Consider the following 23,499-nt stretch of genomic DNA (forward strand, 5'->3'; position numbering starts at 1 on the left):
CGAATGTCTTCGCGATGTTGCTCAGTGATTCGTGATTTTCAGCACAGAGATATCTGGCCGTCGCGTGCGTCGCGTTGTGGAAAAATCGGTGGGAAATTGGCTCGTGATCGGTTCACGACAGCGCGCTGTCATTCTCGCGTCATCGACGCACGCAAGCGCGTTAAATCGAACGCTTGCGATGCGACAATTCCTAGTTATGTGCGAACGGGATTTCGCACATCGTCAAAAAAGCCCTTTGTTTATGGGGTTTTACAGACTATTGCGAGTCGACAAATAAATCATTGCGCCGAATGATGAGAATGTTTCTCGGGGCCGCACCTATACTACGTTCCGCGAGAAGTAGACTTTTGCGTTGAGTGAAAAGTCTCCAAACCTTGGCGCGGCCTCATCGGCCGCGCTTTTTTTTCGCCTGCGTTTTTCGTCACGCGTTTTCATCACGCGTTTTCGTCATGCGTAGTGACCCGACGTCAGCGCGTCGGCGCAATCGCGCACATGCGGAATGCTCAGCTGCTTGAGCTTGCGATACAGCGATGCACGGCAGAAGCCGAGCGTGCGCGCCGCCGCAGAAATATTCCAGCGATGTTGCGCGAGTGCCTGCAAGATGCGCTCACGCTCCTGCATGCGCGGGGCATCGTGCTCGGTTGCGGAGAACGCCGACGTGTTCGATGACACACCCTGTGCGGACCCCGCGCGCGTGACCGCCGACATTGAAGCTACCATCGGCATCGGCAACACCGCCGCCTCGCGCAGCGGCGCATCGTGTGTGGACATCGCCGTTGCCGTCAGCTCCGGCGGCAGATCTTCCACTCGCATCACATTCCCGTTCATCACCGCACACGCGTAGCGCAACGCCGCGCGCATCTGCCGCAAGTTGCCGGGCCATGCATAGGCGAGCAGGCGCGCCATGGCCTCGGCCGACACGCGTGCGAGCGCCTGATCCATGCGCGTGCCGGGCCACTCGTCGCAGAGCATGCGGGCAATGAGTTCCGGCTTGTCGTCGCGCTCGTGCAGCGTGGGCAGCGTCAGCACACCCACGGCGACGCGGTAATACAGATCTTCGCGAAACTTGCCTTGGGCCACTGCGCTCGCCAGATCCTGATGGGTCGCGCAAATCAATTGCACGTCGACCGGAATGGCGCGGCTCGCCCCCAGCGGCGTGACTTCGCGTTCCGACAACACTCGCAGCAATCGCGTTTGCAGGGCGTACGCCATGTCGCCAATTTCATCGAGAAAGAGCGTGCCGCCGTCGGCCTGTTGCAGTTTTCCCTTCATGCCGCCGGGCAACGCGCCCGAGAAAGCCCCGCGCTGATAGCCAAACAGTTCGCTCTCGACTAGGTGTTCGGGAATCGATGCCGTATTGATCGCGACGAACGCTTGCGAGCGCCGTTCACTGTACGCGTGCAGGGCGCGGGCGAGAAACTCTTTACCTGTGCCCGTCTCGCCGAGAATCAGCACGGGCAGGCCGCGATCGACGAAGCGCTTGCCGCGCGCGAGCAGATCGCGCATGTGGGCGTCGGTGCCGCTGAGGTCATCGATGGCGAGGTAGTCGGGGCGCATCTGGCGCTGGACCGCTGCGGCGGCGGGTGAGGCGGGTGAGGCGGGTGAGGCGGGCGAGGGCACCGTGGCGGGATGCGTGAGAGGCACCAGTGCTGCGACGTTACCGAAGGTGGCGGACGCGCCAGCGGGGGAATTGGGGGAAATGGCGGGGACGGGGGCAATGGGGGCAACAGTGCCTAGCGTGCCTAGGTTGCTTAGGTTGCCAAGGGGGCCAAGCGATCCGACAGGTCGAGCGGGGGCGTTCGCTACAGCGAGGTGAGCGGGCATGACTGTCTCCTTCTCGTATCGTTACGAAAGGTCGCCGTCGGTGGCTTTTGGCCTGGCGTTTCCTCACGTCTCTTTATTTTGCGTCTCGCTCGGGTGGCGACCGCAAATGGAGCATACGACCGCTCAGTCATAACATCCAATACAATATTGGTGCGCTATTAATACCTCTGGGGTATCAGATGATCGAGCTGCGCCATTTCCAGTATTTCGTCGTGTTGGCCGAGACCTTGCATTTCGGTCGCGCGGCGCAGCAATTGCATATCTCGCAGCCGCCGCTGTCGCGGCAGATTGCGTTGATGGAGGCTGAGCTTGGCGTGCAACTGTTCGAGCGCACGCGGCGCAGCGTTCGCCTGACCCGTGCCGGCGCGCGCTTCTATCAAGATGCGGTGGAAATTCTCAACTCGGTGGACCGGGCGAAACGCAATGCCGTGGCGGCCAGCCGGGGGGAGGATGGGGCGATCACCGTGGGTTTCATGATGTCATCGGCCTACAACATCCTGCCAGCGCTTACGCGCACCTACGCTGCGGCGTATCCCCGCGTCGACATGAAGCTGGCGGAAGCACTGCCCAATCTGTTGGCCGAATCGGTGCGTGCCGGCCGTATCGACGTGGGCATCATGTACCGTCCGGAAGACTTATCCGGGCTGGATTCGGCGACGGTGTTCCGTGAAGAGATGGTGGCGGTGATACCGCGCACGCACGCGCTCGCCGACGTGGGGGTGCTCGACGCGACGCAACTGGCGGAAGAGTCGTTCGTGAGCATTCCGCGCGAGATTGCCCCGCTGGTCTACGACCTGATCGTCACGCATTGCCGGCGCGCGGGCTTCTCGCCGCATATCCGGCTCGAAACCAACCTTCAGCAGACGATTATCAATCTGGTGGGGGAGGGGCTGGGGGTGGCGATGGTGCCGATGTCGATGAGCAGCGCGAGCGCGTCGGGCACCGCGGTGTTCAAGCCGCTGCACAATGCGCCTGTGGCGGAAGTGGCCCTGCTGTGGAGCCGCGACAATCACAACCCGTGTGTTGCCACGTTTGTCGAGAATGCCCAGCGCGCGTGGCGCGAGATGCAGCGCGTGCCGGGCGCGCGGGTGGTGCCCGATCTGCCGGACACCCTCCTGCGCTGATTCTCGATGCCGATGCCGATGCCGATTCCGGTTTAGCGGTTTAGATTTCCAGAATCCCGGCGGCCACGAAGCCGCCGTCGACCGGCAGGATATGCCCGGTCACATACGACGCGTCGTCCGACGCGAGGAAGCTCACCGCCCCGGCGATTTCTTCCGGCTGGCCGTAGCGGCCCAGCGGCGTGGTTTCCGTGTAGTGCTGGCGCGAGATATCCGAGTGCAGCACCTTGGTCAGCGGCGTGTCGATCGGGCCCGGCGCCACGCCGTTGGCCGTAATGCCGAACGGAGCGAGTTCGATGGCCATCTGACGCGTGAGGCCGATCACGGCCGCCTTCGACGTGCCATATGCGGTGCGCCCCGCGCTAGCGAGAATGCCCGCCACCGAGGCCAGATTGACGATGCGCCCCCAGCGTTGCTCGCGCATCAGGCGCGCGGCATGCTGGCCGCACAGCAGGGTGCCGGTCAGATTGACGGCCATCACCTGATGCCAGTGATCGAGCGGATATTCGAGAAACGGAAACGTCTTGGCGATGCCTGCGTTATTGACCAGCACATCGCAGCGGCCGTGCTTCTGCGCCACTTGCCGGAACCCGTCGGCAATGGAAGCTTCTTCGCCCACATTCATCTTGAGTGCCCACGCGTTTCCGCCTGATGCCCTCAACTTGCCCGCCGTCTCATTCGCGACGTCTTCGTTCAGATCGGCGACCACGACCGTCATGCCGTCTTTGACCAGCCGCTCGCAAATGGCTGCACCGATACCCATTCCACCGCCCGTCACCACTGCTACTTTCTCGGTCATGCTAAGGACTCCTAAATTTATTTCGATTTACAGCGCGGGCTCCACCGCCAGCAGTGAGGCGGAGTCCGTTAGTTACCCAGCGAAAATTCGAACCGTTGCCGCGGTGGCGCCGGGCGGGTGGTCAGGTCACCCACGACCCGCCCACCGGCCCCGCGCCGAACCACTTACTTCAGGAAGCCGATAGAGATCCACGGCACGAAGACCACGATCAGCAGCGCCACGAGCAGCGCGCCCATATAAGTCCACATGCGGTTGAACACCTTGTCGGGCGATGTCTTGCCGATGGCGCACGCAGCGTAGAACCCCACGCCGAGCGGCGGGGCGAACAGGCCCATGCCCATCGACAGGATGACGACCATGGCGTAGTGCACGTCGTGAATGCCCAGCGAACGTGCCACGGGGAACAGCAGCGGCCCGAACAGCACGATGGCCGGAATACCTTCGAGCACGCTCCCCAGCACGATGAACACCACCATCGAGATCAGCAGGAAGCCGACTTGTCCGCCCGGCACGCCGTGCATCAGGCTGACCAGCTTGGCCGAGAAGCCCGACTGCGTCAGTGCCCACGCCATGGCGGTGGCCATGCCGATGATCAGCAGAATCGCGCCGGAGAGTGCGGCCGTTTCCGTGAGCAGTGGGTAGAGACGTTTGAAGTTCAGATGCTTCTTGAACGCGTGCACGATCAGGCCGATCACGATCGTGTAGGCGATGCCGACCGTCGAGACTTCCGTGGCCGTGGCAGCACCTTCGATCACGGCCGTACGGATCAGGATCGGCAGGGCCAGCGCTGGCAGCGCGATGATGAACGTCTTGCCGATCACACCCCACGGTGCGCGTCGGGCTGCGCTCGGTGCTTCCTTGCGCGAGCGGGTGAAGCACACCACCACGATGGCGAGCGTCGCGATCACGGCCGGCAGCAGGCCGCCGACAAAGAGCGCGGTAATCGATACCCCGCATACCGCGCCGATGGTGATCAGCACGAGACTCGGCGGAATCGTCTCCGTCATCGCACCCGTCGAGGACAGCAGCGCGACAAGGTCTTCCGGTTTCGAGCCACGGCGTTGCATTTCGGGGAACAGTGCCGGGGCAACGGCGGCCATATCGGCCGCCTTCGACCCCGAGATGCCCGAGACGAGGAACATCGCGCCGAGCAGCACGTATTGCAGGCCGCCGCGCACGTGACCGAGCAGCGATGCCATGAACTCGATCAGGCTGCGCGCCAGCCCGCTCATTTCGATCAGGGCACCGAGCAACACGAACAGCGGCACCGACAGCAGAATCAGGCCCGACATGCCCTCGTCCATACGGCTCACGACGATCTGCAACGGCGCATCCGTCACGAGCGCGAGATAGCCGAGCGTGGCTGTCCCGAAGGCAAATGCAATCGGAATGCCGCCAGCCACACACACGCCCACGATCAGCACGAAGAACACGAGCAGGTTGTAGTTGCCCATCGCGATCAGCGCCGGGCGGCCGAGCCACAGTGCGGCACCGAGCGCGGCGACGACCAGCACGCCCAACCCGAACTGGCGCATCGTGGAGCAGCGCGCCATGCGAGAGATTGCGGCGAGCAGCATCAGCGCGGCACCGACCGGCAGTGCTGCGGCGCGCAGACCATCGGGAATTTCGAGCGCGGGCGTGGTGATGTCCATCTGCTCGATGGCATGCGTATACGCGGGCATGATGATGAGCGCCACGAACACGCAGACCGTGAGCGCGGCCATCGTCTGAAACCAGTCACGCCACGCCGCAGGGAGCTTGTTGACGATGGCGGACAGGCGCATGTGCTCACCGCGATCGAGCGCGATGACCGCGCCGAGCATCGATAGCCAGATGAACAGGATTTGCGCCAGTTCATCCGACCAGGTGAGCGGATTGTCGAACCCGTAGCGCGAGATTACGCCCGCGAGCAGGATGAGAGTCTCCGCCACGACCAGCAGCACGGCAACCGCCTCGGTGACTTTCATCACCGCGCGGTTGACGTGGCAGAAGAGGCGGGCGAGCGCGTGCGTGGGCTCGGCCGTCATCGTCAACGTTTCCATTTACGCGAGCTTCCCGGTGTACTTTTCGAGCATGGCCCAGGCTTCGTCGCCGAACTTCTTGTGCCATTCCGTGTAGAAGCCCGCTGCGCGCAGCTTGTCGCGGAACTGTTCGTTGTTCGGTGCGTTGAACACGAGACCCTTCTGCTTGAGCTCGACCATCACGCCGTCGTTGAGCTTCTTCACGTCGTCGCGCTGCACCAGTGCGGCGGCGTTCACGTTGGCGGTGATGATGTCCTGCAAGTCCTTCGGAATCTTGTCCCACTTCTGCTTGTTGGCGAGGAACCAGAAGCCGTCCCACATGTGGTTCGTCATCGACACGTACTTCTGCACTTCGTACAGCTTGGCCGTGGTGAGCAGGGCGAGCGGGTTTTCCTGCGCTTCGACGATCTTCGTTTGCAGCGCCGAATAGACTTCAGAGAAGTTGATCGAGGTGGGCGACGAATCGAACGCGCGGAACATCGAGGTCCACAGCGGACTCGTCGGCACGCGGATCTTCAGGCCCTTGAGATCGGCCGGCGAGTTGATCGGGCGGTTGCTCGTGGTGATCTGGCGATAACCGTTTTCCCAGATCTTGTCGAACGCGAAGACCGTGGTCTTGGCGATCTGTCCGCGCACGTGGGCACCGAGGTCGCCGTCCATGGCGGCCCATACCTGACCGTAGTCCTTGAACGCGAAACCCACACCCGAGATCTGTGCCGACGGCACGAGCGTGCCGAGAATCAGCGGCGAGAGCGTGAAGAAGTCGATGGCGCCCGAGCGAATCTGGCTCAGCATGTCGCTATCGGTGCCGAGCTGGTTGTTCGGGTAAATCTGGAAGTCCACGCGGCCTTTCGACTGTTCCGCGATCTTCTGCGCCATCTCCTTGGCGCGGATGTTCATCGGATGGCTGATCGGCAGGTTGTTGGCGAACTTCAGCGTGATTTCGGCGGCATGCGCCTGCGTTTGGTACAACCCCGTGGCGGCAGCGGCCGATGAGGCGGCCACGACTTTAATGAAGTGGCGACGATCCATGGTGCTCATACTGCATGTCTCCTTGATTTATAGGTTTGGTGACTGCGTCTGAAGCGGGACGGTACAGGCGTGTTGCCCTGCAACCTTCCTGCCAACTCGGAACGCGGGCTCACAAGTGGCTTGGCTATCTTACGCAAATCGAATGCCAGTTCGACGCCCTGACGGGAAAACCCTTACGTTGTTAAACATCCACGCCATCTCAACACCCTCTCAACGCCCTCTCAACCTCGTCCCAACGCGCCCGCTAGGCGGCTTTTGTCTGGTGGAACAGGCGGATGGCGCGCTATGACAGGCATGCCGGGGGCGTTGAGCCGATGACTCACGGGCATGCGACACCTGTCGCATGGCGCGGCTGCACGTGCGACAACTGTCTCGCATGAATGTCGCCGCCGGTGAGACACCTGTCGCAGTTGGGCCGCCGGCTGTCTCCCGGGGCGAGCCATGTTGCGCCACAGCAAATTCGTTTCATGCGCCACGCTTTCGAATTCACTTGATGCACTTAGGAGTCCCGCTTTACGCTTACGTCAATTGCGCGCACGCCATAAGCGTGTGACCGGACGGCGGGGCGAATCTTCTGTGAATCCCCCCACCGTCTTGCCGCGCAATCGGCGTTCGATGCCGTGGCGATCGTGAACCGCGCGAATCTGGCATCGAAATTGCTCACCGGAGTCTGGATCACCCCAATTTTCCGGAGAAACTTCATGGTTGCTGCATGCCTTACCGGCTGGGCCCACTCCCAGTTCGGCAAACTCGATAACGTCGACGCCGAAGTTCTGCTGGCCCAAGTCGCGCAAGCCGCGCTCGATGATGCGGGCCTCGCGCCCGAGCAGATCGATTCGATTCATGTCGGCACTTTCAATGGCGGTTTCCTGTATCAGGATTTCCCGTCGTCGCTCGTCTTCAACAACATTCCCGGCCTGCGCTTCAAACCCGCGACGCGTTACGAAAACGCTTGCGCGACGGGTTCGGCTGCCGTGCACGGCGGGCTGCAATCGATCGAAGCCGGCAAAGCCACGCACGTGCTCGTGATCGGTTTCGAGAAGATGACCGAGCTCGCCACGCCGCAGGTCGGCGAAGTGCTGCTCAAGTGTTCGTATGCGCGTGAAGAAGCCGGTATTCCGGGCGGTTTCGCCGGGGTGTTCGGCACCATTGCGCAGCAGTACTTCGATCGCTACGGCGACCAGTCCGACGCGCTCGCGCGTATCGCGGCGAAGAACCACCGCAACGGTACGGACAATCCGTACGCCCACATGCGTCGCGACTTCGGCTACGACTTCTGCCGCAACGTCTCCGATAAAAACCCGTTTGTCGCTGGCCCGCTCAAGCGCACCGACTGCTCGATGGTCTCCGACGGTGCTGCCGCGCTGGTGATCTCGAAGGCCGACGTTGCCCGCACCATGCCGAAGGCCGTGGGCTTTCGCGCCGCCGTGCAGGTCAACGACTACCTGCCGCTGTCGCGCCGCGACGCGCTCGCGTTCGAAGGCGGCCAGCACGCATGGCGTCAGGCGCTCGGCGTGGCCGGCGTGTCGCTCAAGGACCTGTCGTTGGTGGAGACGCATGACTGCTTCACCATCGCCGAACTGATCGAATACGAAGCCATGGGTCTGGCCAAGCCGGGACAGGGCGCCAACGTCGTCGCGGAAGGGTTGACGGAAAAAGACGGCCTGCTGCCGGTCAACCCGTCGGGCGGCCTGAAGTCGAAGGGGCATCCGGTCGGCGCCACGGGCGTCTCGATGCACGTGATGGCGGCGATGCAGCTCACCGGCACGGCGGGCGGGATGCAGATTCCCAATGCCAAACTCGCGGGCGTGTTCAACATGGGCGGCGCAGCGGTGGCCAACTACGTGAGCATTCTCGAAGCGCGCTGATCGGCACGCGGCCCGGGGCCTGTTATTGGACGCCTATGCACACCGATGCAGGCCGGGCAAAGAAGACTAAGAGGAAAGCAGAGGAGACGAGCAAGATGCTCAAGAAGGTCATGAATCTCGGCCGCCTGTTGGCCGACGTTGCCCGGCGCCATCCGAACGAGGCGGGGTTGATCATCGGCGACAAGGTGACGACTTGGGGCGAGATCGATGCGCGCGTGAATGCCGCCGTCGATGCGCTGCGCAAGCTCGGTGTGGGTAAGGGCGACAAGCTGCTCGTGCATTCACGCAACAACCTGCCGATCTTCGAGAGCGCGTGGATCGCGTTCAAGCTTGGCGCGATCTGGGTGCCCACGAACTTCCGTATTACCGCACCCGAAGCCGCCTATCTGGGGCAGTCGAGCGGGGCGTGCGTGATGATCTACGACGCGGGCTTCGAAGGCCATGTCGACGCGGTGAAAGCCGCTTCGCCCGCGCTGCGCCACGTGATCGCATTGGGCACGCCGCGCGCCGGCGAGCTGCACTACGAGACGCTGGTCGCCGAGCATATGGGCGCCCCCGAGTTCGAAGAAGAAGTCGAGTACGAAGACCCGCTGTGGTTCTTCTACACGTCGGGCACGACCGGGCATCCGAAAGCGGGCGTGCTTTCGCACGGACAGATGGCATTCGTCGTCACCAACCATTTGGCGGACCTGATGCCCGGCATCACGTATCGCAGCCGCTCGATGGTGGTTGCACCGCTTTCGCACGGTGCAGGCATTCACGCCATCGTCAACACGGCGCGCGGTGCGGCCAGCGTGCTGCTGCCGGGCGAGAAGATGGACGCGGCGCAGGTCTGGCAGGCGGTCGAGCGCCACCGCATCGACAACATGTTCACCGTACCGACCATCGTGAAGATGCTGGTCGAAGACCCGTCCGTGGATGAGTACGATCACAGCTCGTTGCGCTTCGTGATCTACGCGGGGGCGCCGATGTATCGCGCCGATCAGAAATACGCGCTGCAAAAGCTGGGCCGCGTACTCGTGCAGTACTACGGTCTGGGCGAAGTGACGGGCAACATCACCGTGCTGCCGCCGTGGTTGCATGGCGATGACGACGACGCACCCGATGCGCGCGTGGGCACGTGCGGTTTGCCGCGCACCGGCATGGAGGTGGCGATTCTCGACGAGCACGGCATGCGTCAGCCGCCGTTCGGTTCCGGCGAGATTTGCGTGCGCGGCCCGGCTGTGTTCATGGGGTATCACAACAACCCCGATGCCAACGCCAAGGCGTTCAAGAACGACTGGTTCCACACTGGCGATCTTGGTCATGTCGATGAACAAGGGTTCTTGTACATCACGGGACGTGCGTCGGATATGTACATCTCGGGCGGCTCAAACGTGTATCCGCGCGAGATCGAAGAAGCGTTGCTCACGCACCCGGCGGTATCTGAGTGCGCAGTGCTCGGTGTGCCCGACCCCAAGTGGGGTGAGAGCGGGCTGGCGGTCGTGGTGGCCCGTGAGGGGATGGCCGCGCAAGCCGACGAGTTGCTGGGACATCTCGAAGCGCGTATTGCCCGCTACAAGTGGCCGCGCCGCTTCGTGTTCTGGAATGCCATGCCCAAGTCGGGCTACGGCAAGATCGTGAAGAAGCAAATCAAGACGATGCTCGAAGAGCAAGGAGACTATCGACTATGAAACCTGCGCTTTCACGGATCTATCGGCATGCAGGCGCCCCCACGTTACCCCGTGTGGAAGACTGCGTGTTGAGCGGGCAGCACGAACTGCGCGTGACGATCCGGTCTGGTGCGAATCTTGGCGAGTCGTTGCGCGCGGCGTTATCCCGCTATGCGTACGGCGGCGGCGTCGGCCGTTTTTGCGCGGGGACCGCGCGAGGTCTGCGGTATCACATGATTGAGAACACCGCAGATACAGAGCGCCCCTTCGGGTATGGGGCGCCGGTCGACGAAACCCGGGAAGTGGACCTGATCGGCGGTGCCATCACCGTAGGCCGGACGGCCGACGGTGCGACATTGCTGCATTGCCATGCGGGGTTTTCCGACCCCACGGGCAACTTGCACGGTGGCCATCTGATTCTCGATCACACGTGGGCCGGCGACGAGCCCGTGGTGATCCGCTTGTGCTTGTTCGAGCACGGCGGGTATGTGACCGCAGACGATGAGGAAACGCGCTTTCACTTGCTCCATCCCGTTGCCGGAGACCTCTCATGAGCGCAGCGCTCGATGTTCCCGTCGCCATTGAAAATGGCACGCTGGGCCGCTTGGTGGTGGCCCGTCTCAAACCGAATCAGGACCTGACCGAAAGCATCGAGGCGCTCTGCGCCGAGCATGCGATCTCGCGCGCCATCGTGCGCGGGGCGGTCGGCAGTCTGATCGATGCACGCCTCGCGTTTCGCGCGGGAGAGGGCTGGCGCGAGCAACTCGTGCAGGGCCCGGGCGTGGAAATCCTCAACGTGTTCGGCGAAGTCGATGTGCGCACAGACCCCGCCAAGTCGCTGCCGATGCTGCACGGCATGGTCGCGGACACCGAGGGGCGCATGTTCGCCGGGCGCTTCGTGCGCGGCGGCAACCTGTCGTTCATTACCATCGAAGTGACCTTGCAAGAGTGGTTGCCGGCGTCTTGACGGTGGGCGTGAGTCGGGATGTCGTGGTGGTTGCGACGGAGAGGGGAGTCTGCGGACTCCCCTTTTTCATGCGCCGACGCTATGCAGGAACGACTCGATGGCGGCAACCAGCGCCAGCGGCGTTTCGTTCATCGGGTAATGACCGGCGTTTGGCAACACGTTGAGTGTGGCGAGGGGGTAGCGTCGCAGGTACGTCGCGCTCGCGAGTGTGGCGTCGAAAGTCGGGTCATGCTCGCCGACGAGCACTTTCATCGGGTGTACGCCGGTGATTTCTTGGCTGAAGTCCGTGTCGGCCCAAGTGCGGAAGTAAGCCGCAAACGCTTCGGGCGATGAGGTGGACAGCGAGTAGGCCGCCTTCCAGTCGATCCAGCGCGACGGCAGCCGGTTGCCGGTGCTGCGGTCAATGATCGTCTTGCGCAGTGCGATGTCATGCGCGGCATTTTCAAACAGCGCACGGCGCGTTGCATCGAACGGCACGCCGCCGCACGGCACCGGGGCGACGGGGATTAACGCTCGCACACGCTCGGGGGCGCGGGCGGCGATCTTCTCGATGGCCATCGCGCCCATCGAGTGGCCGACGAGGCTGAAGGTCGCGAAGCCGAGTGCGTCGGCGAGCGCGAGGGTGTCGTCGGCAATCTCGTCCATCGTGAAAGCGCCGGCGATTTCACGCATGCCGCCATAGCCGCGATAGTCCATGAAGACGTAGCTGAAGTCGTCCTGCGAGAGCCACGCCTCGATGGGCTCAAACGCGTGCGCATCGCCGAACCAGCCGTGCAGGACAAAGACAGCGTGAGGGCCATTCCCTACGCGATGGAACGTATTGGGCATATCGACTCCAGAGGTTGATCGTGGCGACGTGCGATGCACTGCCGAGACAGGCATCGTAGTGGCCTGCGGGATTGCCCGCCATCAACAGTGGGTCAATCGCTGTAGAATCCGGGCCATGCGAAATACACTGCTCGATCCCTACGAAACCTTGCCGCGCAACGTGGTCGTGACCACCAACGGCTATGCGGCGGGATCGACGTTTCCCGAGCATGCGCACGGGCGAGGGCAGTTCGCGTTCGCCTCGCGCGGCATGATTACGGTCGCTACGCCGCAGGGGCGCTGGTTCGTGCCGCCGCAGCGCGCCTGCTGGGTACCGGCGGGTGTGCAGCACGAGATGACCATGAGCGGCCCGGTGACGATGCTCAACACCTTCGTGGCGAGCGATGCTGCCGAGGCGGCGGGATTGCCCGGGCATTGTTGCGTTTTCGGGGTGTCGGCGTTGCTGCGGCAGTTGATGGATGAAGCGGTGGATCTGCCCGCCCTGTATGACATCAACGGGAGAGATGGCAAGCTCATGGACTTCCTCGTCTCGGAGATTGCCGCGATGCCGCGCCTGTCGCTGCATGCACCGATGCCGAGCGATTCGCGGCTGGTGGATGTGTGCCGGCAGGTCTTTGCGGCACCGTCGATTGCGACCGATCTGGATGCCGTGGCGGATGCCGCATCGATGAGTCGTCGCACCTTCACGCGCCGGTTTCGTGAAGAGACCGGTGTGAGCTTTGCCGAATGGCGGCAGCAAGTGTGCTTGCTGGCAGCGATCGCACGCCTGAGTGAGGGGCAGTCCGTGACGCGTGTGGCGCTGGATCTGGGCTATGGCAGCCCGAGTGCATTCACGTCGGCGTTTCGTCGTGTACTCGGTGACGTGCCGAGCCGGTATCTGGAAGCGCGTGCTTAACTTGCAGCGGCCTTGAAAAGCAAACCGGGGCGTCCGTCTGAACGGAGGCCCCGGTGTGTGTCAACGTCAAGCAATGATGCTGCGTCGTGATGACTTACGCGACGGTCGGCGTGACGAGCCCGTCTTCGCGGAACATGTGCTTGATGCCGCGCACCGCCTGACGAATACGCGATTCGTTTTCGATCAGTGCGAAGCGAACATACTCATCGCCGTACTCACCGAAGCCGATACCGGGGGAGACCGACACCTTCGCCTGCGCGAGCAGCTTCTTCGCGAATTCCAGCGAGCCGAGCGCGCGATACGGCTCGGGAATGCGTGCCCAGATATACATCGATGCCTTGGGCAGATCGACCGCCCAGCCCGCTTCGATCAGACCCTTGTAGAGCACGTCGCGGCGGCGTTGGTATTGCTCACGAATCTCTTCCACACATGTCTGATCGCCTTCGAGCGCAGCGATGGCGGCCACTTGAACCGGTGTGAACGTGCCGTAGTCGTGATAGCTCTTGATGCGCGCGAGGGCGGCGACCAGTTCCGGGTTGCCGACCATGAAGCCGATACGCCAGCCGGCCATGTTGTAGCTCTTCGACAGCGTGAAGAACTCCACTGCGACGTCTTTCGCGCCCGGTACCTGCATGATCGAGGGCGCTTTGTAGCCGTCATAGACGATGTCGGCGTAGGCCAGATCGTGCACCACGAGAATGTCGTGCTTGCGGGCGAGATCGATCACGCGCTCGAAAAATTCGAGTTCGACGCACTGCGCGGTCGGGTTCGACGGGAAGCCGAGAATCACCATCTTGGGCTTCGGATGGCTTTCGCGAATGCCGCGTTCGAGTTCGGTGAAGAAGTCGATGCCGGGCGTCATGGGCACGGAGCGGATGTTCGCCCCGGCGATGACCGCGCCGTAGATGTGAATCGGGTACGACGGGTTGGGCACTAGCACCGTATCGCCTTGGTCCAGCGTGGCGAGCATCAGGTGAGCGAGGCCTTCCTTCGAGCCGATGGTGACGATGGCTTCGCGCTCGGGATCGAGTTCGACGTCGTAGCGATCTTTGTACCAGCGGGTGATGGCGCGACGCAGACGCGGGATGCCACGCGAAGTCGAGTAGCCGTGCGTGTCGGGGCGTTGCGAGACTTCGACGAGTTTGCTGACGATGTGCGGCGGCGTGGCCCCGTCGGGGTTGCCCATCGACAGGTCGATGATGTCTTCGCCACGACGACGCGCCGCCATCTTGAGTTCGGCGGTGATGTTGAAGACGTACGGGGGAAGGCGATTGATGCGCGCAAAGCTGCGCGAGCTCTGGGAGCCTGACATGTTGATCCTGGAACGTAAGCGCCCGGAACCGTCCGAGCGACGCCGGTGTGCTGGCCACACCGTGACGGCGACTTTAGCAAGGCGGCGTGAGATTGTGCAAGACAATTTTGCGGGGGCCGTCGGTTATGATGGGCGGCCTTGAAAACCGGAGGTTAGCGATGGCGTATCTGTACTTGCTGGTGGCGATTGTGGCGGAGGTGATTGCCACGTCGGCGCTCAAGGCGTCGGACGGCTTCTCGCGCGTGGGGCCGGTGGTGCTGGTGGTGGCGGGGTATGGCGTGGCGTTCTACATGCTGTCGCTCACGCTGCGCACCATTCCCGTGGGCATCGCCTATGCGATGTGGTCGGGGCTGGGTATCGTGCTGATCTCGATCGTGTCGCGCGTGTTGTTCGGGCAGAAGCTCGATGCCGCTGCGATGCTCGGCATGGCGCTGATCATTGCCGGCGTGCTGGTGATGAATCTCTGGTCGAAATCGTCGGCGCACTAAGCCGTGACTTGCTCGGCTTCTGCTTCTGCGAGCACTGCCTTGAGCGCACCGACGCACATGTCGATTTCTGCGCGCTCGATGATGAGCGGCGGGGCGAGACGCAGTACGGTCGAGCGTGTTTCCTTCGCAAGGATGTGACGACGCAGCAGCCGCATGGCGAGATCGTGGGCGTCGGCGAGTGCGGGGTCGATTTCGATGCCGACCCAGAGGCCGCGTCCGCGCACTTCACGGATGACGGGCGAATGGATCGCCCGCAGACGTGAGAGCAAATACTCCCCCAATTCCGCACTTCTGCCGGGCAGGTCTTCGTCGGCCATGACGTCGAGCGCTTCGAGCGCGACGGTGGCGGCCAGCGCGTTACCGCCGAACGTTGAGCCATGACTGCCGGGTTCGAACAGGTCGATGATGTCGTGTCTTGCGACGAATGCCGAGACGGGCAGCAATCCGCCGCCGAGCGCCTTGCCCAGCATGACCCCGTCGGGGACGATGCCTTCGTGCTGATAGGCGAACCATCGCCCGGTGCGTCCGAGTCCCGATTGAATTTCGTCGAGCAACATGAGCACGTTCTGCTCTGTGCAAAGGTCGCGTAGCGAGCGCAGGAAGCCATCGGGTGGCACGACGACACCGCCTTCGCCCTGAATCGTTTCGAAGAGGACGGCGCAGGTGTTGGGGGTGATGGCGGCGCGAACGGCGTCGATGTCCCCGAACGGGACGCGTACGAAACCGGGGGCGAAGGGCCCGAAGTCGGCGCGATAGACGGGTTCGGACGAGAAGCCGACGATGGTGGTGGTGCGGCCATGGAAATTACCATCGGCGACGATGATTTCGGCTTTCTCAGCGGGAATACGCTTGACGCTATAGCCCCAGCGGCGGGCGGCTTTGATGGCGGTTTCCACGGCTTCGGCACCGGTGTTCATCGGCAGCGCGCCGTCGAGCGTGGTGAGATCGCAGAGGCGTTCGAGAAAGGCGCCGAGCTTGTCGGAATAGAACGCCCGGGAGACGATGGCGAGCCGCTGCGCCTGCGCGGTGAGTGCCGCGACGAGGCGAGGATGAGCGTGGCCGTGGCTGACGGCAGAGTAGGCGCTCATCATGTCGAGATAGCGGGTGCCCTCGACATCCCAGACCCAGACGCCCTTGGCGTGCGAGAGCACGACGGGGAGCGGGGCATAGTTGTGTGCGCCGTAGCGTTGTTCGCGTTCGATCTCGTTCATGAGCGCGTCCCTCCACGTCAGTAGTCTAGATGGGAAGGGAGGGACACGTAAAGAGGACATCTCCTGAGGGCACGCGGATGAATTTGGCATGCGCGTGCGCTATAATCGCCGATTCCTCGGGCATTTCAGCGCATTCTTGCGATTGCGAATCATCCGCAGCAAAGTGCACTAGTCTCAGGAACCTTCCGGCAGCGACACTCGGTCGCCGCCAACACGCACTGCCCATAGCTCAGTTGGATAGAGCATCGGCCTTCTAAGCCGACGGTCGGGGGTTCGAATCCCTCTGGGCAGGCCAATCAAATCAATGGTTTGCGATAATATTTTTAATTCATCATCTTCGTAGTTTTCCCCGTGTAGGCGTGGTGTAGGTTTTTCGGGGCGTCGCCGATCAATGCGCACCTCGATTCAGGCGATTCGGAATACTTGCATGTCCGATCGTTGTTCGCTTGTAGGTCTGGTGCCCGCTTGATTGCAGATCACCCACATTCCGCCATCGAACGACTTAATTGGAGTGCCACATTGGGATGACTTGTTAGCGCATCGTTCCGGTGATGCTGCGACTACCCGCTGCGCTACGGCTATCGATGAACAGCCCATGAACACGACTGCGCTGTGCCGACGTCTCCCCCAATTTGAGTAGCGCGACGATTTAGAGTCCAATCACGTAGTCAGGAGATTGGGCATGAAGAAGCGATTCACCGAAGAGCAGATTATTGGCTTCCTGCGGGTTTCCGAACGTACTCGAAATGCGTTCGGTGTATATGGACTGGGGAAGCCTCCGAGTGTTGCTGGAGGTGCCTGCAACGTTCTTTCTCTGGCCGGTACTGCTAGCAATTGCGCTGACAGGTGCCATGTACGGCAAGCTGCGGTCACTTTCTTGAACTTGGGCTGCAAGGGGGAGTTACGGCTCCAGGTGCAACGCAATTACGTTGGCCTCGCTGATGCGATGAAATATGAGGGGCATTGGTATTTAGTGCGCGACTGTTGATTCGTGGTGGCATAGCACTGATTGTTGGTGTTGGAGGTTCTGCTTCCACACCACAATGGCATATTCTGAGAGGGAGCTCTCTGCGATCTCAGGTCGGGAGACGGAGTTCGCACTGAGTTTTGTCATGTCTCCCCCCCCCTCTCAAAAGGACATTGCCGCTTCTGCGTGGAGGGGCATTTTTTCCCTTGATCGTTTGAAGGAAGGTTCTCTATGGACGTTCAGCAATTGGTTTCCGAATTCATGACTTCGGAGCTGGGTAAGCAAGCTAGGCAAGCCCTGATTTCGCAGGGTGTTAATGCTGACGATGCCCAAAAGATGTTGGGGCATGCGACTGATGTTGCCCATGCTGGTACCGAGGAACAGAGCTCCAGTTGGATGGGCGATCATGCCGGAAAAAGCTTCTTTGCCGCCTTCGCTGCAGGGCTTGTTCGGGGCGATGGCTTTCTCAAGTCGCTAGAGGGCGGTGGTGCCGGAATGTTGACCGGCCGCGTTGCCCAAGCGCTTGCAAATCGAATGGGGATTGATTCCGCCACTGCGTCGACAGTCGCTGCGGCAGCGACGCCCTATATCGTGTCATTCATGAAAGAGAAGTTCGCCTGATATGGAGTCCGCCTGTGGTTCTCGAAACCCTCAGCATTGAGGGGGAGCATAAGATATTTGGGTGAAAAATGGCTGCCGAGGGCGGCCTTTTTGATATCCGCGTTCCATCGACCTGAAAACCAAACCAGCAAAGGGGGCACAAGTGAATGATGGACAAAGAGGCCGAGCTAGCAGGCAACAACTGTACGCAAGGCCTCATTGTCTCCAGGGACTAGAAAGTCTTGCTGATGCATGACGCGTGCTATGCCGCAGTTCGGAAAGCGGTCCTGGCCGCAAAATCCGTTGGCGGGTGCGTTACACAGGCAGCATTCAACGAAGACACTTGAGTTGCCGTATGTGCAGCTGCGTACCGTCGCGAACACGGGGACGACCCGCCGATTTCAACGGACCGGACGGACACGAAAAAGGGGGGGCGGTCGAAGAGGCGGAAGAGATGAAGTACGTTGGGCCTTTTGTTGTCATCTTCTTTTGTCAGCGCAAGACGCTCCAACCTGTGTTTACTCTCACCCGGTTGTCGCCCCCCGGCCAGTTAAATCCACACTCTGAGCGCCGACATCGGATCAATCGACAGCCTTCCGGCGCTTCAACTCGCGCGTGCGTTCTCACCGCTCCCTTTCGTCTTGTTTGTGTCGCAGCATAAGGCCCCAATCTCCTAGAGCCGTGCTCCCATATTAATATCAGTGCCTATTCAACATCGATGGCGCTGCCGGTCATCAACGGGTGTTGCGATATGTACCACTCTCTAAGATCGCTTGCTGCTACGAAATCAGCACTAGCTCCACGGAGGTCATGGCATTGGACGACGAACTGAACATCGCAAGTAAGTACGGACTCTATTGGGCTGGAGCCAGTGCTGAGGACGAAAATGGCAATGCGCTGGCGGACGGCTTCTACATTTATCAGCCCGAACGATTCTCCAGCACATTCTTTCTTCTCTTCGATAAGTTGCGACAACTCAACGATTATTGCTTCGATCAGCTTCTATCGTCGGAGGGACGGCTGCGCATGCTCACAGCTCAACGAAGTGTCACCGACGGGCGAAGTCGTTGTGCATCGGAACTGGACTGGCTCGATGATGAGATTCCAATGTGGGAAGACAACATCGAAGTGATTGGAAGAGCTACATCGATCGTACTTCTTTGCAGCTTTGTCGAATGGGCACTAAAACTGGTCACAAGGGAACTCTGCGGTGCCATCCCCCGAAAGCGTGACCGATCTATGAGCGACTTCGAGTCTATGCTTCATCATCTTCGGCACAATGCAGGACTCAATCTGAGCGTTGATGAGGCGTCGGTCGGCACTGTTCACGCGTTCCGCGCGATACGGAACTCGTTTGCTCATGGCGACTGGGCGACGTTGGCAGAGCAGTTGGACGCCGTATCTTTGCGCACTTGCTTTGAGGCCGTCGCTCGGATTTTTCAATGTATTGAAGAATCGGCGTGGCAGAGTCCGTGGGGTGAGCTTTCGTCTTGACGTATCCCGGCGAAGCTTGGGGAAGTGACTGTCCTGGGGGCTAACAGACCCGCGACAACTGAAACGGAAAGCACCGATAACGCGAGTGTTGCCGATGCGTGGGATCTAGGCCCACAATTTCTAGTACTGCAACGAGTCCGGATTTGTGGATCAGTCCCATGCCTTCGTTGGGACTGGGAATTGAACTTGTTACTTGACCATGGAGATTCGATTTGTCTATAGAGCGTGATGTTGACTTTGTGTCGCTTCTTGAGTTGATCGAAGCTACGGCTAGGCCGATCGTCGTGGCTGATGAGGAGGTCGATGCGTATTTGCCCGCTCATACGTCGGACGACGAGACGATATTGCTGATGAGTAGATCCCCGCTCAGGCAGCTATTCAAAGAATCTCGCGCGGCGGTCAAGCTGTTGAAGTATTTGTCAAATTCCGATGCTTCAGATTTGCCGAAGTGGTTTGACAGATCGGCAATAAACATCCCTATTCAAGATGAAGCGGCTCGCAACAACGGGCTGTCAGAGCTCAAAGTTCGAGCGAGATGGGAGTGGGACCATAAAACGGCTGCAATCCAACCAACTTTCTCATCGCAGCGATGGGGAGGGGGGACATCCCCGACTGTCGCCGGGACGGGATTGTGCCATCCGGGCCAAGGGCTTCCTCGAGTTCGGTTGATCGGGTTTGATAGACCTGAACTCGTGCGCTTCTTGTGCAAGTTCGGCATCCCTCGCGTTTGGCGTGACGATGTATCGAATGAGAAGGACACGTCGATCTCTAGCTGTAAGGCGGCCGAGACTGAACGATTGGTCGGCGAGCAGGCCGACGAGTTTCCCGGTGGGCTGGTTGGGGAACGTGGTCCGACGCCCGTTGGCCGTCCACACCTTTGGTTCTCTGGCCATCTGGGCCCTGCGTTAAATTCCGCATACACAAAATCTGACGTCCCGCACGATGCGAATGCGATGTGGAGTGCTCTAGTCGCGTTGGCGAAAATGGAAAACCCCCCTCATCACTTGACAGGCTATGCGGAAAACGAAGTCAAGTATTGCGACATCAGCGGCGAGATCTCGTGTTTAAGTCGTGAGATGCTGGGAAAGCGCTATCGCTACGCGTTGCGGAAGCTGGAAACGACCAAAAAAGACCAAAAGTGACCAAAATTCACCAGTAATTTCTCAGTTTGGATCGACCCTAATAACCTTCGCTCCATGTCGTTGCCGTGAAATCAATTCTGATACACGGCGACGACGTCACGCAACGCGAAACCGTGCTCAGTTTCGCTGCAAAATTGGAGCAAAGTGATGTCTCTCACACCCCAATCGACCTCGGTTGGTCGTTTTCTCACAACCAACGAGCTCGCTTCGGCAATTTCGTTGCGTCCGCAGTCAATCCGCAAACGCTATTCCCAGACCGGCAGCTATCACGGTGTGGTTCCCCTAAAGCTTGAGGCTTGCCGGCGCTTGCTTTGGCCCGCTAACGCTGTAGAGCAACTGGCAAAAAGGGGGCGCGATGTCGTTTGAGCTCCGCCCGAGGGTAGGCGCGTTCGAGTTTTTCGGCTGCATGGACGATTCAAGCCAACTGCCGGGAGTCAAGCCCGCTGGAAGTGCCGAAGGTGTCTCTTCCCCCGCGGAGGTGCGGTTCGAGGAGGTCAGAACATGGATTCGGTAAGCATCCCTGTCCCCGAAACGTCCTGGTTGGCGATGCGCCGTCGCTCCAGATACTGGATGTGCATGGGGTGGGAGGTTTGGGGCGGCCTCCTTCTGGCGGGACTTGCCACTGGTACGTCGCTAGCGATTGCGATTTACGCGAATTGGTCCTCCACGGACAGGCTGCCGGAGCAACTCATGCGTGCTGCACTTGTCAGTGTTTGTGTCCTAAGTGTGCACTTGCTACCGGTCAGGTTCCACTGTCTTGCTGGTCGCCCTCGTTTTGCAGCCGTCGCCGTTTGGCTGATCGCGCTACTTCCCGTTCTTTACGGACAGATCTCATTCTTCTTGATGACGCAGAGTCACGCTGCCGACGCTCGAGCGCGACTTGTAGTCGCCGTACGTCCTCTCGTTGAGTCGCGCGACCACGGTGCTCGATCACGGGTCGACATCGCGAAGGACATCATGTCGGTAGACGTAGCGCTGCCAAAGTTTTCACAAGACCGTTGTTACATAGGGTGCGACAGCATGAAGGTGCGCCGGGAGCGTTTAATTGCCAAGAGGTCCTTTCTCCTTGTGGAGTTAGACGAGGCGAAACGTCGCGAATCGCGAGAGGATGCGCATGACGCGCAGCTGTCGCACACGGAGTCGCAGCGTGCGGCAGCACGATCTGACCCTGTCGCGAGTGTAGTCGCGTCTTGGGTCGGGACGACGGAGCGTCGCGTGGAGTTTCTTGTTGGACTCATGCTGGCCGTGGTTCTTGAGGCGACTGCCATAGTCGGTTGGACGGTCGTGGCACAGGACGTACGTGGTCGGCCGAGGCTGACATTGGTGTCACAGTCTGAGACAGTGAAGCGTGACGGGGCGACAGATGGTGATGTTGCTGGCGACAAGGGATATGAATCGCCAAGACGTGGGACCGAGTCAGAAGATGAATCGAGGCTTGGTCTCATTCACTCTGCGGTCAAGGACGGCCTGATTGAGCCCACACAAAGCAAGATTCGAGCGTACCTGGGCTGCGGTCAACGGAGGGCAGGAGAATTGAATCGGATGTATCACGAACGTTTCGGTGCTAAAAAATCTGAGAGGGAGTGATTGTGGATTTTTCCCAAAATCGACGCTGGAACCTGGGCTATGTACCTCCGGCGCCAGACATGCCGTGTCCAGTGAACGAGCTTCCGGGTATTGTTCGTGAAGCCGTCCAGGAGACGACGTCAACCATCGATATTCCGCTTGAGGTTGTCGTTCAAGCGGCAATCGGTGCCATTTCCGTAGCGGTTCACGACCGCGTAAACATCTTGGTACCTAACTTCGAACCAGCACCGGTTGGCGTTTTTCTTCTTACGATAAGCGACTCAAGTGGCGGAAAGTCTCTAGCGCAACAGCGGTATTTTAGGGCGATCGAGGCGGCACAGACGGTTCGTGAACAAACGTTCAACGAAGAGATGGTGGAGTTTGATGCGAGGTCGGCGATTTGGCGAGACGAGGGTGCTCGACTCTCCAAGCTGTCATACCGGGTTGCGCCAAGTTCGGACGCGGCAAATCGCGTCTCTGAAATGCGACTTGAGCACGCCAAGGCAATGCCAAAGAGGCCGGTTCGCTATGACTTGATGCAGTTTGACGGCAGTTCTGAGCAGTTGCGGAACGCGCTCGCCGATCAGTCGAGTGCATCCATCATTTCGGTAGAGGGAGGGCAAACTCTGAGCGGTCCAATTTATCGCGAACCCGCTGCACTGTCCGGGTACTGGAGCGGTGAGGCGAGGCGTATTGGTCTTGTCGGCGGCGATAAATCTGTAGTCGGCCCACGATTGACGACGTCGATATTAGTCCAAGGGGGGCGATTCGACGATTACATGAAGATCCGAGGTGCTGCTGCTTTTGATACTGGCTTGCTAGCGCGAACTTTACCTGCTTTCGTGGAAAGTCGTCCGGGACACATGCGTCGCACCTTGACTCACGTGGCGAACGAGCCATATCTTGCGCGTTTCAACGCACGCATTGCTGAGATCCTCGCGTCGCCGGTCCCTGCGGTGAGTGATCGCAAGACGTTAGACATAACCGATGAGGCGGCGGATATTTGGGCTCGGTACAAGGACCAAGTTAGCGACTACGTTAGCGCTTGTGGGTTCTCCGAGGAGGTCGCGTCGTTTTTCAGAAAAATCGGACAACATGCGACTCGATTGGCGGCGTTGTTCCACTATTTTTCGGGGGAGAGTGGCGCTATATCGGCGAAAACGATGCGGAGCGCCATCACATTCTGTGATTGGTACGGGCAGTCGTTTGTGCGAATTTTTGAGAAGTACGCGCCCTCCGCTGCGAAGCTCGATGAGCAGCGCGCGCACCGATTGCTGCGTTGGTTACGCGAAGCGGTCAAGAATGGCGTTGCCTACGGTCGGCTCCCCGTCGGTTCCTACTCTGAGCGAGATCTCAGAAACCATTCGAGTGTGCGGGGTGAGGACGTCATATTCGCAATTGAGAAGCTGGCTTCGCGCGGCAATATTCAGAAGACGGTCGGCCCGAGGGGAGGGCTGATTGTCCGCTGCCCAGATTCGTGGGAGCGGCCAATGTCTCCGCCCGGCCAGCGTGTCAAGTCGATATTCGACTCGGATGCGCGGCCAACAGTATTCGTTGGTGGGGGGAGGCGATCATCGCAAACGGAGGAGCGATTTAGGTCTTTCGCTCACGAGGATACGGCGCGTGGTCGGGGCTGTGCGTGATACATGGTGTAAAGCTACGCTGCTACCGTAGCATTTGTAGCAGCGTTTTTTTGGGGGAGGCGGCTTCCC

The 23,499-nt window shown here is 60.5% G+C and carries 19 protein-coding genes and 1 tRNA gene; 13 read left to right on the forward strand and 7 right to left on the reverse strand.

Annotated features, from left to right (window positions below; genetic code table 11):
• Positions 1-447: 447 nt before the first annotated feature.
• On the reverse strand, positions 448-1,557 hold the full coding sequence (locus PIN31009_RS20830; RefSeq protein WP_150791480.1) for a sigma-54-dependent Fis family transcriptional regulator: 1,110 nt from the start codon (positions 1,555-1,557) through the stop codon (positions 448-450).
• Positions 1,558-2,003: 446 nt separating this feature from the next.
• On the opposite strand from PIN31009_RS20830, the gene PIN31009_RS20835 reads away from it, so the two are divergent.
• Positions 2,004-2,948: a LysR family transcriptional regulator gene (locus PIN31009_RS20835; protein WP_150686063.1), complete on the forward strand. Its 945-nt coding sequence runs from the start codon at positions 2,004-2,006 to the stop codon at positions 2,946-2,948.
• A gap of 40 nt (positions 2,949-2,988) precedes the next feature.
• On the opposite strand, the gene PIN31009_RS20840 is transcribed toward PIN31009_RS20835, so the two are convergent.
• From PIN31009_RS20840 to PIN31009_RS20850, 3 genes are all read right to left on the reverse strand, one after another.
• Positions 2,989-3,744 (reverse strand): SDR family NAD(P)-dependent oxidoreductase, encoded by a 756-nt coding sequence (locus PIN31009_RS20840; RefSeq protein WP_150791453.1) that lies wholly within the window; start codon positions 3,742-3,744, stop codon positions 2,989-2,991.
• 164 nt (positions 3,745-3,908) lie between these two features.
• Positions 3,909-5,771 (reverse strand): TRAP transporter large permease, encoded by a 1,863-nt coding sequence (locus PIN31009_RS20845; RefSeq protein WP_246185789.1) that lies wholly within the window; start codon positions 5,769-5,771, stop codon positions 3,909-3,911.
• A gap of 15 nt (positions 5,772-5,786) precedes the next feature.
• Positions 5,787-6,806 carry a TRAP transporter substrate-binding protein gene (locus PIN31009_RS20850; protein WP_087691461.1) on the reverse strand — a complete coding sequence of 340 codons (1,020 nt, stop codon included), beginning with the start codon at positions 6,804-6,806 and terminating at the stop codon, positions 5,787-5,789.
• 692 nt (positions 6,807-7,498) lie between these two features.
• Between PIN31009_RS20850 and PIN31009_RS20855 the strand changes: the two genes are divergently transcribed.
• The 4 genes from PIN31009_RS20855 to PIN31009_RS20870 are packed head-to-tail and all read left to right on the forward strand — an operon-like array spanning position 7,499 to position 11,284.
• A complete protein-coding gene (locus PIN31009_RS20855; protein WP_058375702.1) occupies positions 7,499-8,665 on the forward strand; it encodes an acetyl-CoA acetyltransferase in 1,167 nt (388 codons plus the stop codon).
• 35 nt (positions 8,666-8,700) lie between these two features.
• Positions 8,701-10,338 carry an acyl-CoA synthetase gene (locus tag PIN31009_RS20860; protein ID WP_150791454.1) on the forward strand — a complete coding sequence of 546 codons (1,638 nt, stop codon included), beginning with the start codon at positions 8,701-8,703 and terminating at the stop codon, positions 10,336-10,338.
• Positions 10,335-10,871 carry a PPC domain-containing DNA-binding protein gene (locus PIN31009_RS20865; protein ID WP_058375700.1) on the forward strand — a complete coding sequence of 179 codons (537 nt, stop codon included), beginning with the start codon at positions 10,335-10,337 and terminating at the stop codon, positions 10,869-10,871. The genes PIN31009_RS20860 and PIN31009_RS20865 overlap by 4 nt, the downstream gene beginning before the upstream one ends.
• A complete protein-coding gene (locus PIN31009_RS20870; protein ID WP_087691463.1) occupies positions 10,868-11,284 on the forward strand; it encodes a PPC domain-containing DNA-binding protein in 417 nt (138 codons plus the stop codon). The genes PIN31009_RS20865 and PIN31009_RS20870 overlap by 4 nt, the downstream gene beginning before the upstream one ends.
• 66 nt (positions 11,285-11,350) lie before the next feature.
• Here PIN31009_RS20870 and PIN31009_RS20875 read toward each other — a convergent pair whose 3' ends face one another.
• Positions 11,351-12,112 (reverse strand): alpha/beta fold hydrolase, encoded by a 762-nt coding sequence (locus PIN31009_RS20875; RefSeq protein ID WP_150791455.1) that lies wholly within the window; start codon positions 12,110-12,112, stop codon positions 11,351-11,353.
• 115 nt (positions 12,113-12,227) lie between these two features.
• On the opposite strand from PIN31009_RS20875, the gene PIN31009_RS20880 reads away from it, so the two are divergent.
• Entirely contained in the window at positions 12,228-13,007 is a 780-nt protein-coding gene (locus tag PIN31009_RS20880) for an AraC family transcriptional regulator (protein ID WP_150791456.1), read from the forward strand.
• 94 nt (positions 13,008-13,101) lie between these two features.
• Here PIN31009_RS20880 and alaC read toward each other — a convergent pair whose 3' ends face one another.
• The gene (gene alaC, locus PIN31009_RS20885) at positions 13,102-14,319 is read right to left on the reverse strand and encodes an alanine transaminase (RefSeq protein WP_150791457.1); all 1,218 of its coding nucleotides are present in this window, start codon (positions 14,317-14,319) and stop codon (positions 13,102-13,104) included.
• A 158-nt stretch (positions 14,320-14,477) separates the two neighbouring features.
• On the opposite strand from alaC, the gene PIN31009_RS20890 reads away from it, so the two are divergent.
• A complete protein-coding gene (locus PIN31009_RS20890) occupies positions 14,478-14,807 on the forward strand; it encodes a DMT family transporter (RefSeq protein ID WP_150791458.1) in 330 nt (109 codons plus the stop codon).
• On the opposite strand, the gene rocD is transcribed toward PIN31009_RS20890, so the two are convergent.
• Positions 14,804-16,018 (reverse strand): ornithine--oxo-acid transaminase, encoded by a 1,215-nt coding sequence (gene rocD, locus PIN31009_RS20895; RefSeq protein WP_150791459.1) that lies wholly within the window; start codon positions 16,016-16,018, stop codon positions 14,804-14,806. The two genes, PIN31009_RS20890 and rocD, sit on opposite strands and share 4 nt — an antisense overlap.
• 218 nt (positions 16,019-16,236) lie before the next feature.
• On the opposite strand from rocD, the gene PIN31009_RS20900 reads away from it, so the two are divergent.
• The 6 genes from PIN31009_RS20900 (at position 16,237) to PIN31009_RS20930 (ending at position 23,430) form a co-directional block, all read left to right on the forward strand.
• Positions 16,237-16,313: transfer RNA gene (locus PIN31009_RS20900), tRNA-Arg, on the forward strand.
• 387 nt (positions 16,314-16,700) lie between these two features.
• Positions 16,701-17,006 (forward strand): hypothetical protein, encoded by a 306-nt coding sequence (locus PIN31009_RS20905; protein ID WP_150740252.1) that lies wholly within the window; start codon positions 16,701-16,703, stop codon positions 17,004-17,006.
• Positions 17,007-17,216: 210 nt separating this feature from the next.
• Entirely contained in the window at positions 17,217-17,606 is a 390-nt protein-coding gene (locus PIN31009_RS20910; RefSeq protein WP_150740253.1) for a hypothetical protein, read from the forward strand.
• Positions 17,607-18,395: 789 nt separating this feature from the next.
• Positions 18,396-19,079 (forward strand): hypothetical protein, encoded by a 684-nt coding sequence (locus PIN31009_RS20915; RefSeq protein ID WP_150740254.1) that lies wholly within the window; start codon positions 18,396-18,398, stop codon positions 19,077-19,079.
• A gap of 212 nt (positions 19,080-19,291) precedes the next feature.
• The gene (locus PIN31009_RS20920) at positions 19,292-20,221 is read left to right on the forward strand and encodes a hypothetical protein (RefSeq protein WP_150740255.1); all 930 of its coding nucleotides are present in this window, start codon (positions 19,292-19,294) and stop codon (positions 20,219-20,221) included.
• A gap of 1,589 nt (positions 20,222-21,810) precedes the next feature.
• Positions 21,811-23,430 carry a DUF3987 domain-containing protein gene (locus PIN31009_RS20930; protein ID WP_150740257.1) on the forward strand — a complete coding sequence of 540 codons (1,620 nt, stop codon included), beginning with the start codon at positions 21,811-21,813 and terminating at the stop codon, positions 23,428-23,430.
• Positions 23,431-23,499 lie beyond the last annotated feature (69 nt).

This window comes from Pandoraea iniqua, assembly GCF_902459685.1.
GTDB classification, from domain to species: domain Bacteria; phylum Pseudomonadota; class Gammaproteobacteria; order Burkholderiales; family Burkholderiaceae; genus Pandoraea; species Pandoraea iniqua.

Excerpts from the sequence above, each read along its gene's own strand:
- PIN31009_RS20870 (WP_087691463.1), top strand. The coding sequence starts at position 10,868 with ATGAGCGCAGCGCTCGATGTTCCCGTCGCCATTGAAAATGGCACGCTG.
- PIN31009_RS20905 (WP_150740252.1), top strand. The coding sequence starts at position 16,701 with ATGAAGAAGCGATTCACCGAAGAGCAGATTATTGGCTTCCTGCGGGTT.
- PIN31009_RS20890 (WP_150791458.1), top strand. The coding sequence starts at position 14,478 with ATGGCGTATCTGTACTTGCTGGTGGCGATTGTGGCGGAGGTGATTGCC.
- PIN31009_RS20845 (WP_246185789.1), bottom strand. The coding sequence starts at position 5,771 with ATGACGGCCGAGCCCACGCACGCGCTCGCCCGCCTCTTCTGCCACGTC.
- PIN31009_RS20850 (WP_087691461.1), bottom strand. The coding sequence starts at position 6,806 with ATGAGCACCATGGATCGTCGCCACTTCATTAAAGTCGTGGCCGCCTCA.
- alaC (WP_150791457.1), bottom strand. The coding sequence starts at position 14,319 with ATGTCAGGCTCCCAGAGCTCGCGCAGCTTTGCGCGCATCAATCGCCTT.
- PIN31009_RS20855 (WP_058375702.1), top strand. The coding sequence starts at position 7,499 with ATGGTTGCTGCATGCCTTACCGGCTGGGCCCACTCCCAGTTCGGCAAA.
- rocD (WP_150791459.1), bottom strand. The coding sequence starts at position 16,018 with ATGAACGAGATCGAACGCGAACAACGCTACGGCGCACACAACTATGCC.
- PIN31009_RS20860 (WP_150791454.1), top strand. The coding sequence starts at position 8,701 with ATGCACACCGATGCAGGCCGGGCAAAGAAGACTAAGAGGAAAGCAGAG.
- PIN31009_RS20835 (WP_150686063.1), top strand. The coding sequence starts at position 2,004 with ATGATCGAGCTGCGCCATTTCCAGTATTTCGTCGTGTTGGCCGAGACC.
- PIN31009_RS20880 (WP_150791456.1), top strand. The coding sequence starts at position 12,228 with ATGCGAAATACACTGCTCGATCCCTACGAAACCTTGCCGCGCAACGTG.
- PIN31009_RS20865 (WP_058375700.1), top strand. The coding sequence starts at position 10,335 with ATGAAACCTGCGCTTTCACGGATCTATCGGCATGCAGGCGCCCCCACG.
- PIN31009_RS20875 (WP_150791455.1), bottom strand. The coding sequence starts at position 12,112 with ATGCCCAATACGTTCCATCGCGTAGGGAATGGCCCTCACGCTGTCTTT.
- PIN31009_RS20910 (WP_150740253.1), top strand. The coding sequence starts at position 17,217 with ATGGACGTTCAGCAATTGGTTTCCGAATTCATGACTTCGGAGCTGGGT.
- PIN31009_RS20915 (WP_150740254.1), top strand. The coding sequence starts at position 18,396 with ATGGCATTGGACGACGAACTGAACATCGCAAGTAAGTACGGACTCTAT.
- PIN31009_RS20830 (WP_150791480.1), bottom strand. The coding sequence starts at position 1,557 with ATGCGCCCCGACTACCTCGCCATCGATGACCTCAGCGGCACCGACGCC.
- PIN31009_RS20840 (WP_150791453.1), bottom strand. The coding sequence starts at position 3,744 with ATGACCGAGAAAGTAGCAGTGGTGACGGGCGGTGGAATGGGTATCGGT.